Source organism: Gordonia sp. 852002-51296_SCH5728562-b, from assembly GCF_001665475.1.
In the GTDB taxonomy this organism is placed as follows: domain Bacteria; phylum Actinomycetota; class Actinomycetes; order Mycobacteriales; family Mycobacteriaceae; genus Gordonia; species Gordonia sputi.
In genome coordinates, this window is the sequence record NZ_LZMI01000131.1 from 77,782 (window position 1) to 94,382 (window position 16,601).

10 protein-coding genes are annotated in these 16,601 nt (G+C 60.7%); 9 read left to right on the top strand and 1 reads right to left on the bottom strand.

The genetic code is table 11. From position 1 onward, the window contains the following. Positions 1–3 precede the first annotated feature (3 nt). The 7 genes from A5766_RS21855 to A5766_RS21885 all read left to right on the top strand — a co-directional run bounded on the left by A5766_RS21855 (position 4) and on the right by A5766_RS21885 (position 10,931). Positions 4–3,360, top strand: coding sequence for a helicase-related protein (locus tag A5766_RS21855; RefSeq protein WP_231894772.1), 3,357 nt, complete (start codon positions 4–6; stop codon positions 3,358–3,360). Further along, the gene (locus A5766_RS21860) at positions 3,357–4,457 is read left to right on the top strand and encodes a DUF3320 domain-containing protein (RefSeq protein ID WP_064906388.1); all 1,101 of its coding nucleotides are present in this window, start codon (positions 3,357–3,359) and stop codon (positions 4,455–4,457) included. Before A5766_RS21855 ends, A5766_RS21860 begins: the two co-directional genes overlap by 4 nt. Positions 4,458–4,551: 94 nt before the next feature. Beyond that, entirely contained in the window at positions 4,552–6,312 is a 1,761-nt protein-coding gene (locus A5766_RS21865; RefSeq protein WP_197501580.1) for a DUF262 domain-containing protein, read from the top strand. Next, positions 6,293–6,967 (top strand): hypothetical protein, encoded by a 675-nt coding sequence (locus tag A5766_RS21870; protein ID WP_156527546.1) that lies wholly within the window; start codon positions 6,293–6,295, stop codon positions 6,965–6,967. Before A5766_RS21865 ends, A5766_RS21870 begins: the two co-directional genes overlap by 20 nt. A 105-nt stretch (positions 6,968–7,072) precedes the next feature. After that, positions 7,073–8,239: an ISAs1 family transposase gene (locus A5766_RS21875; protein WP_231894773.1), complete on the top strand. Its 1,167-nt coding sequence runs from the start codon at positions 7,073–7,075 to the stop codon at positions 8,237–8,239. Between the two features lie 246 nt (positions 8,240–8,485). Further along, positions 8,486–9,151, top strand: a complete 666-nt coding sequence (locus tag A5766_RS21880; RefSeq protein ID WP_064906393.1) for a HEPN domain-containing protein — start codon at positions 8,486–8,488, stop codon at positions 9,149–9,151. A 52-nt stretch (positions 9,152–9,203) separates the two neighbouring features. Next, positions 9,204–10,931, top strand: a complete 1,728-nt coding sequence (locus A5766_RS21885) for an ATP-dependent nuclease (protein WP_064906394.1) — start codon at positions 9,204–9,206, stop codon at positions 10,929–10,931. Between the two features lie 158 nt (positions 10,932–11,089). On the opposite strand, the gene A5766_RS21890 is transcribed toward A5766_RS21885, so the two are convergent. After that, positions 11,090–11,857 (bottom strand): hypothetical protein, encoded by a 768-nt coding sequence (locus A5766_RS21890; RefSeq protein WP_064906396.1) that lies wholly within the window; start codon positions 11,855–11,857, stop codon positions 11,090–11,092. A 992-nt stretch (positions 11,858–12,849) separates the two neighbouring features. Between A5766_RS21890 and A5766_RS21895 the strand changes: the two genes are divergently transcribed. Both A5766_RS21895 and A5766_RS21900 read left to right on the top strand, forming a co-directional pair. Beyond that, the gene (locus A5766_RS21895; RefSeq protein WP_064906398.1) at positions 12,850–13,911 is read left to right on the top strand and encodes a tyrosine-type recombinase/integrase; all 1,062 of its coding nucleotides are present in this window, start codon (positions 12,850–12,852) and stop codon (positions 13,909–13,911) included. Position 13,912: 1 nt separating this feature from the next. Then, a complete protein-coding gene (locus tag A5766_RS21900; RefSeq protein ID WP_156527548.1) occupies positions 13,913–15,367 on the top strand; it encodes a hypothetical protein in 1,455 nt (484 codons plus the stop codon). The last annotated feature ends 1,234 nt before the right edge of the window (positions 15,368–16,601 follow it).

Here is a 16,601-nt window from a genome sequence, read left to right on the forward strand (position 1 = left end):
AAAGTGACTGCCCCCCCGATCGCCATCGCGACGGCCTACGTCAACCCAGCGGGGTTCGCACTCCTGGCTGACGAGTTGGAACTGGCACCTCGAGTTCGGCTGTTGCTCGGCGCTGAACCTGAGGAGGAGTCTGTTCGGGCGATCACCTCTGGCGACTCGGATCAGGACGCGCGCCGCGATGCTGCGATTGAACACCACCAGGCGTGGCTGGAAGCGGAACGCGACACAATGGGCTTCGCTCGTGTTCCTACCGCCGAGGCGAAGCGGATGGTCGAGTGGCTGAAGAGCATTGACGTCGAACAAAATCGAAGAGTCGAGGTGCGTCGCTATTCGGGGGGCTTTCTGCACGGGAAGACGTACCTTGTCGAGGACAGTGCGGCGCAAGCCGCGATTGCGGGGTCGTCGAATATGACTTACGCGGGCCTCGCCCGCAATGCGGAGTTGAATCTTGGCACGGGTGGTGGGACGAGTGCGGCCGGGAAGGTGCGGGAGTGGTTCGAGCACTACTGGTCACAGAGCGACCCGTATGACCTCGCTGAGCTGTATGGCCGCCTGTGGGATCCGCATACGCCGTGGGGGGTCTACCTTCGGATGCTTTGGGAACTGTATGGCGAGCATCTCGATTCCGACGAGAACCCTGAACCCCACACGCGCCTTGAGCTGACGCGCTTTCAGGCGGATGGGGTGGTGCGTATGGAGCGCCTTCTCGATGAGCACGGCGGTGTCCTGGTCGCCGATGAGGTTGGCTTGGGAAAGACGTACCTTGCGGGCGAGGTCATCTACCGAACAGCAAACATCAATCGGCAGCGGGTGCTCATCGTCGCGCCGGCCGCGCTGAAATCGTCGATGTGGGAACCGTTCTTGGAATCCTACGACTTCAGCCGCTGGGTGAAGGTCTACTCCTACGAGGAGGTACGCAACCGCCTCGACCCGGACAGAGGGCCGATTGACACGTTCCTCCAAGAAGTTGCGGACTATTCACTCGTCGTCATCGACGAGGCGCACAACCTGCGCAACTCGGGAGCCCGGCGTTCAGGTGCAGTGGACCGCGTCATCACCGCTGGTGGGCCCAAACGCGTTGTGTTGCTCACTGCTACGCCTGTCAATAACTCGCTCACCGACCTCGAAACTCTGGTGAAGTACTTCATCCGCGACGACGCCCGCTTTGCGGCCCTGGGTATCCCGAGCATCCGCGAGTACATCAAGCACGCGCAGGCCATGGACCCCGTCAATCTGACACCCGAGCATCTGTTTGACCTGATGGATCAGGTTGCGGTGCGTCGGACCCGAAAGTTCGTCAAGGAGCATTACGCCAACGAGCTGATCCGGGGCGCGGATGGGCAGCTGACCACTCTGAGGTTCCCGCAGCCCAAGGTTCGCCGGATTGACTACGACCTCAACGATGACGGCCTGGCGCTCATTGACGCGATGGTCTACGCGCTCGACGACCCGACCGATCCACACGCCTCACGTGCGTGGGAAGAACGCAGTCGTGATCCGCAGCGGCTGATGCTCGCACGCTATCTCTCCAGCATGTACACGGTCGACCACGACTTGCAGGAATATCAGATCACCAACGCAGGCTTGCTTCGGTCTGGTCTTCTCAAGCGATTGGAGTCCAGTCCGCAGGCGCTCTACGCGTCTCTGGAGAACATGATTGCCTCCCACGAGAGTTTCCTGGAGGCGCTTGGAAAGGGCTTGGTTCTCAAAGGCGAGGCGCTGAGTGAGTGGGTCTCCTCCGACTCTGACGACCTCGACGCCTTCGTGGCCGAGTTCGATAACGACGAACAGATAGAATCGGTCGACGGCTACCACCTCACCGAACTTCAGGGTGACGTCGAGTCCGACGTCGCTTTGCTCGGTGAGCTGCGAGATCTCGCCCACGTTGTGATCGAAGGTGTCGAGCCCAAGATTGAGCAACTCATCGGGGAACTGACGACGATTGCGGCCGACGCGCAGCGTGTCGACCCGCGCGGTCTCTCGCATGCCGACCGCCGGAAAGTCATCGTCTTCTCGGCTTTCACCGACACGATCATCCCCATCCACGACGCCGTCGTGGAAGCAATCGAATCAGCGCCAGCTGGCTCCCCATTGGCCGACTACCGTGCTCGTATCGCCCCGCCAATCATGGGTTCCTACGCCAAGACCCACGAACGCGGAGCAACCGGCGGCGTCGACCAAGGAGGGCGGGCGTCCACTATCGCCGGCTTCGCACCCGCGACCGCTGGACCTCGAAACGCGAATGGCGAGCCAGCGGCGAAGGATGAGTTCGACATCCTCTTCACCACTGACGTGTTGTCTGAGGGTGTGAACCTCCAACAAGCCGGGCAGATGATCAACTACGACCTGCCATGGAACCCCATGCGAATCGTCCAGCGACACGGTCGTGTCGACCGCATCGGCTCCAAACACGACTACGTTCACTTGGGACTCTTCTTCCCGGCCGAACGCCTCGACGCCCTGCTGGACCTAGAGGCACGTCTGGAAGCAAAGCTGGCGCTAGCCGACGCGGCTGTCGGGGCGGGGAACGTACTCCCGGGCCGCGGACCAGGACACGAAGTGAATCTCACCGACGACCAAGTCGTCGACGAGTTCGAGAAGCTGCTCGACGCCGGTGGATCGAGTGCCTCACTGTCCGGCGAGGAGTACCGTCGGCGACTGTCCAGTGCGTTCAACATGGACCCGCTGCTGAAAGCCGACATCCTCAGTCTCCCTTACGGATCGGGTAGCGGATTCGTGAACCCCGTGGTGAACGGCAACGGCTACGTCTTCTGTATCAAGATCGGAAAGAGTCCGAAGCCCTGGTTCAGATACGTGCCGGTCGACGACGACTGGTCGCTCCGCCACAACGACGACGGCCACCCACTGATCTCTTCAGACACCCTGCTGTCCCTCCGCGTCGCCGATCCACAAAACGCCAGCGCTGATAGATGGCTCCCTGACGGGGTCTACGACCACGCCTTCGACGCGTGGGAGGTCGCGCGCGACAGCGTCTACAACGTCTGGCAGGAGCTAACCGACCCGAACGCGTTCCAACCCGACCTGCCACTGTCCTTCCGGGACGCATACGCACTCGTGTTCAAGAGAGGTGGATACCTGGGCAGGGACGCTCAAATCGCGCTCGCCAATCGCCTACGCAGCGTCCCCTCCGCCAAAGTGTCGCGCCAGGTCCGCGGGGCAATCAACCAAGGTCGCACTGACGAGGAACGCATCAAGCTCATCACCGAGGTGCTCGACGAGGCCGGAATCAGCGCACCACCGCCACGCGAACCCCTCCCCGATGTCGAGAAGCACGAAGTCCGCCTCGTGACCTGGCTCGCCGTGAAAGGTACACGGGCACTTGAGGAGACAGCGCGGTGACCTTCGATCCACGCCACTCCGTCGATCAAAGCCTGCACCACCTCGCGCAGCGACTCGACCCGATCATCGGCACCAAGTTGGCACCCAGCCTCGGTGGCCTTCCATGGCCGACAGTCCTGAGTGAGCTCGACAAGATGAAGGGCAAACCACCCAAGTCATACTCTGCGGCTGACCTACAATCGCAACTCAGAATGATCACCGAACGCCTCGGCAAACTCGGGTTCCCGTTCGACGATCACACACGCCTGGTCACCACACTTGGCAACGAACTGCGGATTGTCCGAAACCGGTGGGCACACCACGATGACCTGACGACATTAGATGCCTGGCGCGCAAGTGATTTCGCGGTACGACTCCTCGAGCACTTCGGCGACGACCAGGGTGCCGCTGATGCGCGAAAGCTGCGTGACGAAGCCTTCGACGCCTTGGTTGAGGCGAAAGTTATCGCTGAGCACGTCGCTCCGACGCCTCCGCAACCACACATCGAGGCGCCGGAGCCCGATGCTGAAGGTGAGCAGGACTCGGACGTCGTCCACCCGGACCCTTCCGTGTTGAAGCGCTCCGATTCTGCGAGCACCCCAACCATCGGCTCCGGCCGGTCGGAGTTCGAGCCATGGACAGTCGTAGTGGTCGGCGACGTCGATATCCTCGACGCCTTGCCGAAAAAGGTCGCCAAGGAACAGGTCCGTGCTGTCGCAACCGAGATCGCCGAGTTCGAAGGCCCCATACACCTCAACCGGCTCGCCCAGCTCACAGCCGCATCCTTTGGAGTCCGACGGCTTTGGCCGGCGCGCGAGAAGAAGCTGACCTACCAGATCAAGCAGACCGGGCTGGTCATCGATGATGACGAGTGTGTCTGGCCAACCGATCTCGATCGAGCAACATGGACAGAGTTCAGGCCCAACAACAGCACTGTCGAACGACCCTTCACCGAGATCAGCCCAGCTGAGATCGCCAACGCAATGCGCTTGCTTCGAGCCGACAACCCGGAGATCAGCGACGCCGACCTCGACGCTGCGACCCTCCGAACCTTCGGACGCAAGCGCAAGACAAAACAGTTCACTGCCCACCTCGGCCACGCCCGCAAACTGGTATGAGGCGAACATCTGCAAATCGAAGTCGGTGGAGTCCCGCGACGATTCCCCGCCCTAATTGGAGTGAAGAATGATCAAATCGGTTGACAATGTTCCGGTGTATACCCTGCTCAGCCCAGAGAACGCCGTTGTGTATCGCGTACCGACCTACCAGCGAGAATACTCCTGGACCAAGCAGCAGTGGGATGACCTGTTCGATGACTTCCTCGACACAGTAGGTGACTCGGGGCACTTTCTCGGGACAATCATCTGCGTCAATCAGACTGAAAACTCCACCAAAGAGACCGTGCTTGAACTCATTGATGGGCAGCAACGGATGACGACGCTGTCGCTGTTGCTCGCGGCCATTCACGGTTGTCTGGAGTCCCATCGCGTTGAACTCGATGAGGACGACCTAACAGATTTGACAAATCTCCGACGTCAACTGATCCTTCGATACCCGATCCGAGCGCGGCTGCGGCCGCAGAAGCAGAACTCTAACTACGAGGACTATCTGAACGCTCTGTCTCGGGTGGGGATCGACATCGAGGCCCCAAAGGTAAAGAATCTCGGAAACCGTCGAATTATGCGGGCCTGTAATCACTTTCGGAACAGAATCGAATCCCGCGCCGACGACACGGGCGAGAGTGTCGTTGAGGTCGCACTCGACATGCTTGGGCGCGCCAAGAACGCCACACTCGTCAAGCTCGAAGTCGAAAGCCAGTCTGATGCTTTCGTGCTCTTTGAGTCGCTGAACAACCGAGGAATGCCGCTCACGCCCATCGACCTGATTAAGAACAACCTGCTGTCGTCAGCGGATAAGCAGAACGATCTAGACACGGACAAGGTGTTCGCGCGATGGAACGACTTGCTCGCAGATCTCGGAGACGACTACACGAACCAGGAACGATTCTTCCGGCAGTACTACAACGCGTTCAAAGCGACGCTCCCGCAGGTCTCGAAAGCTCCGGTTGCGACCAGAACCAACCTAATCCGTATCTATGAAACCCTCATCGGCGCCGGCCTTACCGCGTTCTTGGAGGAAGTGAAGGCAGCTGGTGATGTCTACAAGCGCATTATCGGCAATTTCGACGACGAAGACGTACCTACCGACTTAGATGTCGCGCTCCGCGCACTGTCCCGCGCCCAAGGATCACCGTCTCACATACTGATGCTGTACCTCATGCTGCGGCGCGATGAACTTGAACTCTCCGAAACCCACCTCGGCACGATCAGTCGCTTGTTGGCAAGCTTCTTCGTCCGACGCAACCTCACCGGAACCCCACAGACTTACACCTTGCAGGCGCTCTTCATGAGCATCATTGACCAAATCGAAGACATGCATGGTAGCGACATTGAACAATTTGTCGGGAACTCGTTGCGAGAGGTGTCAGCCTCCGACGACGCATTCCTGGAGAAGCTGTCCGGACAGATCTACGACGAGAACGCCGACGTTGCCCGCTTCGTCCTTGTGTCCCTCGCCGAGGACGGCTTCACGAAAGAATCATGGAAGGATCTGTGGGAGCGAGAGCGGAACCACTACAAGTGGACGATCGAGCACATCCTTCCTCAGGGCAGCAACTTGCCTTCCGAGTGGGTTCAGATGCTAGGAGGCGATAGTGAGACCGCCAACGATGTCCAACAGCGCGTCGTCCACACCCTCGGCAACCTGACCATCACCGGGTACAACAGCAACCTCGGCAACCGATCATTCGAATACAAGAAGACGCGCACTGATGGGAAAGGAAACCCAATCGGCTTCAATAATGCACTAAGCCTCAATGCGGACGTCGTCGGTGCAGATGAATGGACGGAGACCGAGATCACCGCTCGGACAACGGTCTTGGCACAGCGCACGCTTGACCTATTTCCAATCTGAGATGGACGAGAATCGACCAGATGAACCGCTCGAGGAATCAATGAGGCAGTGCGAAGCACAGCGAATCAGGGGATGGTTCTATCTGCCGGAGGCACCCGATAGCCGGGTCCCCGGGATTCTTTCGTGGGAGCCCTCCGAAGGCGCAATACTGGAACTGATCGGGGGCTTCTCACCCGAGCCCGAGTATCGAAAGAACCCCGACGGCGGCGGCTACGTCAGCGACCAGATAGTAGGCGATGTCCGGACCGGAACCATATTCGGTGAGTCGGATTCCGGACAGAGCCTATCGATCTGGGATGCGCAACGAGGCAACTACACGGCCGGGATGTCGGGGCAGGTACGCGAGGAGTTTTGGGAATCCTCCTGGGTGTGCGTTGGCGCCCACATCGGCAGTCCCCAAGACCAGGTCTTCTCCCAGGCGACGATCGCGCTCGACGAGCTCTACTACCTTACTGATGACGCTCGATTCTGTGCGCCGAAGTGGGCCCAGATCGAAGGGGTCGAGAACCCTGGCCAGCGACTCGAAAACGGCACTTTCCTCACGCCCTACGTGCTGCCTGTTATCGGCGGTTATCGCGGCGAATGTGTTAGCGCTGAGACCGCAGGGTCACGGCAAAGTCGGTATAGGAACAGCCTGACCAGCTGTTACGTGTGAGTTTGGTGTGACCGGTGTGTCGTGTGGGGCGAGCATGACCAGGTGTTCGAGGATGGAAGTTCTCACACAATCACCTGTCGAAAGCTGGTCATGCTCGCCCGTTCAGTGTCCCCTATCCATGTCATCGATGACAGCGACCCCCTGCTCGGCGAGTTGGCCGAGGTGCCCGCTGCACCCCGGGAGATCGTCGACGCGTTGGCGACCATCCCCGATCCGCGCAAACGGCGCGGCGTCCGACACCCTCTCCTGGAAATTCTGGTCGTCGCCGCCACCGCGGTACTCAGCGGCGCCCGGTCGTTTTCTGCGATCGGCGATTGGGCCGCCGATGCCGGCGTCGAGGTCTTGGCCGCGCTCGACTCCAGTGCCGGTGTGCCCTCGGAATCAACAATCCGCCGCACCCTCGAACGCGTCGACGGCGACACCTTCGACAAGATCGTCAACTCGTGGATGGGATTGCAGTTCAGCAGTATTGACGGTCGACGGATCGTTGCAGTCGACGGCAAGACGTTGCGCGGTAGCGTCGATGACGCTGGGGATCGACCGCATCTGCTCGCCGCGATGGATCACGAGTCGGGAGCGGTGATCGGTCAGGTCGCGGTCGGCGCGAAGACCAACGAGATCCCCAAACTGATCGATCTGCTCGACCCGATCGACATCACCGACATGGTCGTCACCGTCGACGCGCTCCATACCCAACGCGCGACAGCCGACTACATCGTTGATCGCGGCGGGCACTTCGTGATGTGTGTCAAGCGCAATCAACCCACCCTCTACGATCAGTTGAAATCGTTGCGGTGGAACAAGATCGGCAGCTACACGACCACCGATACCTCTCGTGGCCGACGCGTCACCCACACCATCAAAGCTGTGGAAGTGCCCGCCCAGATGGTCGGATTCGACCACGTCGGCCAAGTCATCCAGATCCGCCGCACCCGCACCATCAAAGGCAAACGAACCGTCGAAATCGTCTACCTCATCAGCGATCTCGACATGCTCGCCGCCCAACCGCACCTGATCGCCGACTGGGTACAGGGCCACTGGGGTATCGAGAACCGTCTGCACTACGTGCGCGACGTGACGTTCGGCGAGGACGCCTCCCGTATCCGAACAGGCGCCGGACCCCGGGTGATGGCCACGCTGCGCAACCTGGCCATCGCCATCCTGCGCAACGCCGGACATACCAACATCGCTGCGGCCCTACGTCACACCGCCAGAGCACCCGAACGAGCCATAAAACTACTCCTCACCAGCACTGAAAGGACTTTGCCGTGACCCTGGCTGAGACCGATGACTCCCGGTACTCGGTCAACACCAGAGCTACTCGACCGTGGATCAGTGCCGCGACCGAGGCTTATCCGGATCTCAAGCTCGCCTTCATGAGGCGCAACCAGCGGCGGGGACCGGTGATCGAACTCAGCGTCGGTGCGAATGTAACCCATTCGCCTCCCGGACGACACCGCAGCTGGCAGCGCCGCGGATTTCGTCGACCGCACGGCGCCCGTCCTTGATCTCATTCGCTTGGCGACATTCAGCACGGCCGACGTCGAGGCCATCGCGCTAAGAACCACCGAAGATGAGGACGTTTCCCTTCTGTCGCGCATTGGGGAGCCCGCGAGTCCTGAAGAATCGCATGAGCCCGGCGCTGTGGTCTTCGACTTTTCGGACGTCACCCTCGATTCCTACCTCCAGACGAGGCAGAGGCTTACCGGCAGTCGTCAAGCCGGCTATGCGTGGAGCGTAATGATCGGGCACTGCGGGTACTCGGCCAAGTTCATTGAGCAGTACGTCAGCCAGGTGCTCGCAGCTGCGGAGGGTTTCCACACATGGTGCCTCATGGGCGGAGATATCGAGCTCAAGTCACGTCTGAAGGCGTTGCACGACATGCTCCCCGCTGACGTGCAAACGCGATTGGGTCTCGATGTCGGGCACTGGGCCGACTGGGCAGTGTGGGCCAGAAATCATGTCGCGCACGGCGGAAGCAAGAGACAGCGGTTCATCGAAGACAGCATGGAGATCTTGGCCGTCGGGAAGTCGGTCCACCTCGTGACGTACCTCGTCGTGCTATGCAAACTAGGTGTGCCGGTCGAGAAGATTGTCGACGCTCTGAATAACCACCCACGTCTCCGACCGATGGTGGCGTACTGCGAAGTTGTCAACAAGGTCCAGGGGCCACCAAAGCTCTGAAGGCTGGCGGCAAGACGACAATGATCGCGATTTCGAATCGGTAAGGAGTTCTATGCCACCGCGCATTCATCGGCTGCAGGTCAAGAACCTGCGGTCTGTCGGAGCCGAGAAGATCGTGATCGACTTTCCAGAGCAAGGGACCCTCACGCTTCTCGGGGAGAACAACGCCGGAAAGAGCAACATCACTCGCGCTCTCGACATCCTGTTTGGTGAGATGTGGCCCGGCAGTAGGCAGTTGGATGAACACGACTTCCACGGCCGCGATAGCGACGGGTTGGATGTCCAGATTGCAGCACAGGTCTCAGGCGTGCGCTGCCCTTACTGTTCTGGCAATGTCAAATGGCTCAAGTGGAAACACGATCTGGGAGCACCCGGGCCCAATGGAGATCCCGTAACTTACTCGTTTGTCTGCGGCAGCGACTATTGCGACCGCACCTTTCCAAAGCGGGAAATGCGGACAGCCCTGTCCGCGGCGGTACTCGATGCCGATCGTCGCCTCGACTACCAACTGAGCTACGCCAGCAAGTTCACAATGCTGTCGAAGCTGATGCGTCGATTCCATGAGCGGTTGCTTTCAGACGCGGCGCGGAAGGAGCAACTCGCGAACCTGTTTGCTCAGTTGCTGAAGGAGTTTGGAGGAGTCCCTGAGTTCGCTGCCTTCCAACGTATCCTCGCCGACACTGCAGCCGACTTCGGCCAAAGCCTTCCATACCGATTAGACATCGACTTCAGCGCATACGACCCCAGCAACTTCTTCCGATCGCTGCGTGTCCAGCCGAAACTGACCGACGAGATCAGGAGCTTCGATGAGCTCGGCACCGGTCAGTCCCAAATCCTTGCGCTCGCCTTCGCATACGTCTACGCGGTAGCGTACGGGCAGTCCGACGGCACAATCCTTGTCATCGACGAGCCCGAAGCGAATCTTCACCCACTAGCTCAACGGTGGCTTGCGACTCGGCTCGGCGATCTCGCTACCACTCCTGGTCTGCAAGTCGTCATCACCACACACTCACCATACTTCGTGGACCTGTCCCGGCCGGAGAACATCGTGCTCGTCAGCAAAGGCGCGGATGAGGCTACCCGCGCTGTTCAGCGAACCCGAGATGGTCTGCGCGACTACTGTATTCAGCGAGGTGCAGACTCCGAAAGAACGCAGGCCGATACGCTTGGTGCGTTCTACTCAGCCTCTGCCACGACTGAGATCGTCAGCGGCCTGTTCGCGCGCCGGTGTGTGCTTGTGGAAGGTGCGACCGAATCACTGGCTCTTCCAGAGCTTCTCAAGGCTGGCGGGATGGACGTTCTGAAGGAGGGTATCGCCATCATCTCAGTCGAGGGCATCGGAAACATTGCCAAATGGCACCGCCTCTACACCGCGCTGGGAATTCAGTGCTACTGCATCTTCGACACCGACTCGGACAAGGCAGGTAAGGACGCCGAGGACCTCACGCGGAAGCGCATCGACATCATGAGGGCCTTGTGCCGAGACCCGGATCGCGGTGCTGCACAGAAACAGTCGACTGCACCGATCTTTGTCGAGCATGACTATGCCACGATGTCTCCTAACTTCGAGGGCGCAGCAAAGCGGTTGTTCGGCGAAAGCTGGACCACCCTGCATGATGATGCGGTCGCCTCAGTTGGTGAATCGAAACCGCTGCGAGCACGATACGCCGCTCAGCGGCTCCCCGCTTATGCCTACCGAAATGGCGCGTCTCCGGTTCTCGACAGCCTTGTCGAGGCTATTCGTGGGACGGGCGCCTCCGAAACGACATCGAGTAGCTGAACGCGATCTAGATCTAGATTCAGAAGACCGACGCGCGGACGCACACGCAGTCACAAGAGGTGCCCCAGACTTGCTTCCTGGCTTGCGGACGTCCTGCGTACGCCGAAGGCTTTATAGGACGGATAGATTAGGTACGGGCAGGGGCGCAAGGTGGCGGGCTAGGATGATGACGGCATCCCATGGTCGGGCTTCGTCAGTTCCAGACTTGCAAGGTGCTTCTGTAGGCGCTTTGCCATCGGCATGAACGTTGCGAAGGTGAGTCCGCCAGAGAACACCGCTCCGATCACGGGCACGGCCTTTGCTACGGCGCCAGCGTAGACGCGCTTCGTCATACCGACGCCGAGATAGGTCGCGACCTTCTTCACCACGGGATACAGGGTTCCCTTGGTTAGCGCCTGTTGCGGCAGCTTCTTCACCACCTGGCCTGCCATCAAGGCAGACACTTTCGACACTCCGACCTGGGCAAGGTGGACGCCGAACATGACGCCGACAAACAGAGTGAGGATTCCCTCTGTGGCTTCGTCAAGGCCATCGTCGCTGTCGGCGAACAGATCGGGCCAGCTGTAGATGTACGCCAGTTTCTGTGCAACACGTAGGACGTGGCCGAAGTACTGGGCGAGGTCGGCGGGCACGGTACCGAACATTGCGAGTCCACCCGGGATTCCCGCAGCGGTCGACAGCGCGGTGGCCTTGCTCGTCTCGTACTTGATCGAGGTGTTTGCGACTGCCGTAATCACCTTGGTCGGTACGCCGGCCTCTGCGGGGCTTGTGGAGATCGCGCGCGAGATCTGGTCGTCGGTGCAATACCTTTTTAGCGCCGCTCGGAGGTATGCCTCACGGTTGATCCGCACACCCGGGAGCTGCGCTGCAGCCTCCAGCGTCTGCGTGAACTTCGATCCGGGCTCGACCTGTTTGTTCGCGGTCATCATTCGACGAACTTATAGCACCAGCCCGACAGAGAGGCAGGCTCTGTGTTAGCGCTCTGGTCCGCCGTAACGTGCAAGATGCCATTCGGCGTGCGCCAATTGTCGACGAAGCGCATCGACAGTGTGGCTGCGCTTACCAATAGTTGCGATCGAGCCCCGAATCGCGTCGACCTCGCGGAGAAGGGCGCGCCGGTTGGATGAGTAACTCTGCGAGCAGCTTCGCGAGCAAAACATGGGGCGGCGGCCAGCAGAGTGCTCCGGGTAGGTGCAAGGCTCTGCGCAGTTCGGATGCATGCATGACGCGGTTTGCGGATAAAGCCTGCGTTGCGACAGCAGCTCGTCGGGCGCGGTAACTGGTTTCAGGGAACGAATGCTCATGGCACATCATCTACGCGCGGCCTCCGACACTCATGTCGAAGAACGCGCCTCTCCTGTGGGTTTGCGTGTGTGGTGAGGCCATTCTAGCGGATCAATAGCGCACCGCACAGGGTCTGGAACTCAATAGATTCGCTTGCGACACGCCGAATGTCTGCGAATCAATAGCGGGGGAGTCGGGGTATGTTCACAACGTGCCCTGGAACTTTGGGGGCGGGAGTAGACGTCGCTCCAACGACGTCCACCCCCTTCGGGCACCCGCTGATGAAAGGTGACCCGCGTGGTCAATCGTAGTGCCATCGCTCTCGCGGCTCGCGCTGCCACTGAGGCAGCGCAGGAGGTTGCGTTCGAAGCATGGTGGTCTCCGCAGACGGGCGTTCCGCCGCCCCTAGCAGTTCTTGATCCTCTGATTCGTTGACGCATCCGCGTCTCGAGTAACCGGAAACATTCGAGTTCCGGTGTGCCGTGGGAGGGCCGGATTGCCGCCGGCCCCCCACGGAGCGGCAGAACGCCGCATTCGACAACCCACCAGTCACATGGAAGGACGTCATGTCTATTTCAGCGTGCCCTTGTCGCGAACTCAAGCCCATCCGCATCGTGTCGATCGGAGGATGGTGATGGCGCGGCACGCGGGCGGCCCCGCGCCCCGCATCCTCGACGAGCCCCGCACCGCCTCGGTGGAGGCTACTGCCCCTGAGCGGCAGGTCGTTCCGATCTCAGTCGACGGACTCGACCTGGATCGGCTGAACCGGTTGCGGGAAATCCGCATCCGAGTTCGCAAGGGCGACAGAGCAATCCTGCCCGAAGCCCTGGAGCAAGCGGCGCGACTGCAAGCTATGCGCCCGTTCACGTCGAAGGCAGTGGATCACGATACGGTTGCCGGACTCGTTCGGCTGCTGATCGCCTTCTATCAAGCCAACGGCGTCGTCGACCCCCGCCGTGCCTTGCGCCGACCGGCAGTGGACCGATACATGGAGCAGCACGGCCGCCCCACGCAGCGCACAGTCCGCTACTACTTGTACGCAATCGGCAGACTCCTCTATCCGGGCGAGTACCCGTCCGCACATACGGGATCGTCACCCAGGTCGCCACTGACAGCAGCAGCGAGCGATGCTGACGTTCGCACGCTGTACAACCTCGCTCCTACGTTGGGAGACAAGGGAAGTCGTGTGCTACTGCTGATGCTCGATATCATCCTCGGCTCGGGAGCGCGCGTATCGGAACTGAAGACTCTGCAATGCAAGGACTTCGACGACGTGGACGTGTCCGGTGAGAACGTTCTTGTTATAACGCTGGGAGCAGCGAAGGACGCTCCGCGTCGCGTGCCCGTCCTCGATGCAGCACGGGCCGATCGATTGCGGGGGTTGGTCGCAACCGCTCCGCACCCGCACATCTTCGCTGCGGGCCGCACGCCCAAGGTGGAGCGCAATGCTGCGAATCGAATCAACAGCGACCTGGACACGCGCGGCTTGACTGTTCGCGTCGACCCCAACGCGCTGCGGCACAAGTGGATGTTGGAGCAAGCTGTCGTCTTGCCGCTGGCCGACTTTTCGACAGTGGCAGGAATTGTCGACGTGCGTGGGATTCGCGAACTTATGGGGACACAACAGTGCGACGTCGATCGCCATGTACTCCTTCACCAGATGCATGCCCTCCGCGATCACCGATTGGAATCCTGACATGGCCGTACATCCCCATCACAACCAGCCAGCCTGCACCTTCTCCGACGATGTCTTCAACGAAGCCCTTCTCATCGTGCGGGGGTCAGACGCCGAGGAACTTGTTGGGTCCTGGCGACGCGAACGTCGTCCGGGGCAGGGTGGACGACGAAGGTTGCCATTTACAGTCGCAGCGTTCGTGGCTGCGCTGGCGTGCTGCATGCTCCTTGGTCTGCCGCGAACAATCGCTCAGGTCTTCCGGTGCCTCTCGGACTTCACCCCAGAGCAGTTGGAGAAGGTAGGCATGCGAGAGGACAGCTTTGCGGACCTGCGGGTCAACTACAAGAGGGGGTTGGCAAGCTTTCGAACCTGGCTAGAGACGGTCTTCGCGTGCGTCGATCCTGCACCAGAGCAACCGTTGCGGCGTGAGGATGTTGCAGTCACACGAGGGCGCACCAAAGCTCTGACACGGGAGCAGCGTGCCGCCAATGAACTCGCGGAACAGCGACTGACAGAGCTCAGCAACGCGATCGTGGTCGCCCCGATTGATCGCACTCTGCTGGAGGGTGCACGCGGCGACCTGGTTGTCGACGGAATGAAACTTGAACTCGCCGGTCACACCTACGGCCTCGGCAACCATCCGGGGAAGCAACGTGGCGCTGCTCATTACGGCGCGCTCCAGGCGATCGAGTCCAATAGTCGTGTCGATTCCCAAGGTAAGAAGATCATCACGGATAGTGGATGGCGTCTGGAAGTCACCGCGGTCTCGGCTATCGGTCCCGCCGACGCGCTGCACAGTACGCCCACTGTGTTCACCGGCATCGCCGTCCACCGCCCCTCATCTGGTTCGTTCGATGGACTCGACACTGCCGTCCGGTTCCATCGAGTGAATGGCTTTGACCAGCGCAAAACCGGCAACGCGCGCCTACCGTTGATCACCTGGGACAAGGGCTATACCGACGAGCGGATGGGACAGTGGCAAGTCGACAACGGCTATGCAGGCGTCTTCCGCTACTCAGAAGGTTGGACGGATCGTGTGCTCGTCGCGGTCGGCACCCGACCGGGTGAGGTCGAGCTTCTCGGTCCCGTTCAGGTCGATGGAGTCTGGTTCTGCCCAATGGTTTCGCGCCTCACCGAAGGCCGGTCAGAGGTCTCACCGCTGCGCGTGTTTCGCGACTCCGAGAACCCAGAGCTCTATGACCAGTGGGAGGCGCACGACACGTGGCTCAAGGAGTATCTGCCGCTGGCCATGGGAGTGAATCGCCGGGCGTGGATCGCAACGCGAAAGCAGGACGCCCGAGCACCATCGCTCCACCAGCGCGGGCCGTCAAGATGGAGTTGTCCTGTCCAGCATCTTTGGGCAACGTCAGGTGCACGCGCTGGCACAATCCCGCGACCGAGGGGCGAGTCGACCTCGCCGAGCTGGCGCCCGGCCCAGACGTGCCCGACTACCGGTGCTGTCGTCGCAAGTCTGTGACTGTCACCCTCACTGAGAAGCAGGTGCGGCTGCACCAGCATTCGCAATTCATCCCGCTCTCCTGGGAGCACGCCATCTATTACGAAGCCGCTCGCTCGCTCACCGAGCAGCGCTTCAATATCGTGAAGTCGCGTGCCGTCGCTGGCCTAGACAACCTAAAGATCGGGCCTCGTCGGGAGGCACTGGTGAGGATCATCATTGCAATGGCATTCGCTGTCGCGAACCTCCGCGAGATCCAACGGTTCCGCGAGAGGGGACCCGCGGATGGCGAATCGATCGAGCGACAGTGGGCACGGCTCCGCAGGGACCTCAGTCGCGAACCGGCGCGCACACCACCACGCACCTGAGTTTCCGAAACGTGGACTAGCCATAGACGAGCCCCGGCCTACTCGGCTGGGGCTCGTTTGTGTTCTCGTGTCGGCGAAACCACCCGGAGATTTAGGTACCCGCGCAAGTCCCCTGACCTCGACGGCGCCTGGCCCGCTACTTCCACCGACATTTATGGAACCGCACGTCACCGAACCTGCGACGCTCGGCAGAATCACAGGGCCGATTGGGCACAGGTCAGAACCGGCACGGCAGCCCGTGAAATTCCCCGGAGATCGCGTCAAAATTCCCCGGACCCCGTTGGCAGGCAGCCGTGCTGAGCGGCCAACCTGAACTGCTCACCACGAGCGGTTTTCACAATTAGCGGACCCCAGTTTGGTCGCCGATTTTCGGTGGTTCAACTGGGGTTTTGCTTGATTTGCCGAAAAGACGACTGCGGGACGTGTGACCTCCTGGTCCCGTCACTGAGCGGTCCATTAGCTCGGCGACTTATGAAATGCACACCACGGTGCCGATCTTGATCCATGCCCGCGGGAGTGCGTTCAATACTGAAGTACCCCATCGGTAGTCCTCGCTTCGCGTGGAGATTATCCAATGACGACCCCCTGTCGTGCCTGGACGGCTGCGCTGCAGCCGGGCCGACTCGGGACCAACCCAGTAGTCAACAGGTCCGTCTCGACGGCACCCAGGCGCCGCCATTCGCTAACGCAGAGGCTCGAGCTTTTCCGGACGCATCTGTCGCGATGCGACCGACGTCCTGACGGTCAGTCATCGGCAGCGGGTAGGTGCCTGCGACCACATCACTAGTGTTCTGAGTCATTAATTCGTGTGCAGTAGTGGGCGATGGAGTCGAGGATCTGGTCAGCGGTCTTGACCCACACGTAGGGGCGGGGGTTGTCGTTCCAGG

What these genes read in the sequence shown, in the direction of transcription:
- A5766_RS21885 (WP_064906394.1), top strand. Translation starts at nt 9,204, where the DNA reads ATGCCACCGCGCATTCATCGGCTGCAGGTCAAGAACCTGCGGTCTGTC.
- A5766_RS21890 (WP_064906396.1), bottom strand. Translation starts at nt 11,857, where the DNA reads ATGACCGCGAACAAACAGGTCGAGCCCGGATCGAAGTTCACGCAGACG.
- A5766_RS21895 (WP_064906398.1), top strand. Translation starts at nt 12,850, where the DNA reads ATGGCGCGGCACGCGGGCGGCCCCGCGCCCCGCATCCTCGACGAGCCC.
- A5766_RS21900 (WP_156527548.1), top strand. Translation starts at nt 13,913, where the DNA reads ATGGCCGTACATCCCCATCACAACCAGCCAGCCTGCACCTTCTCCGAC.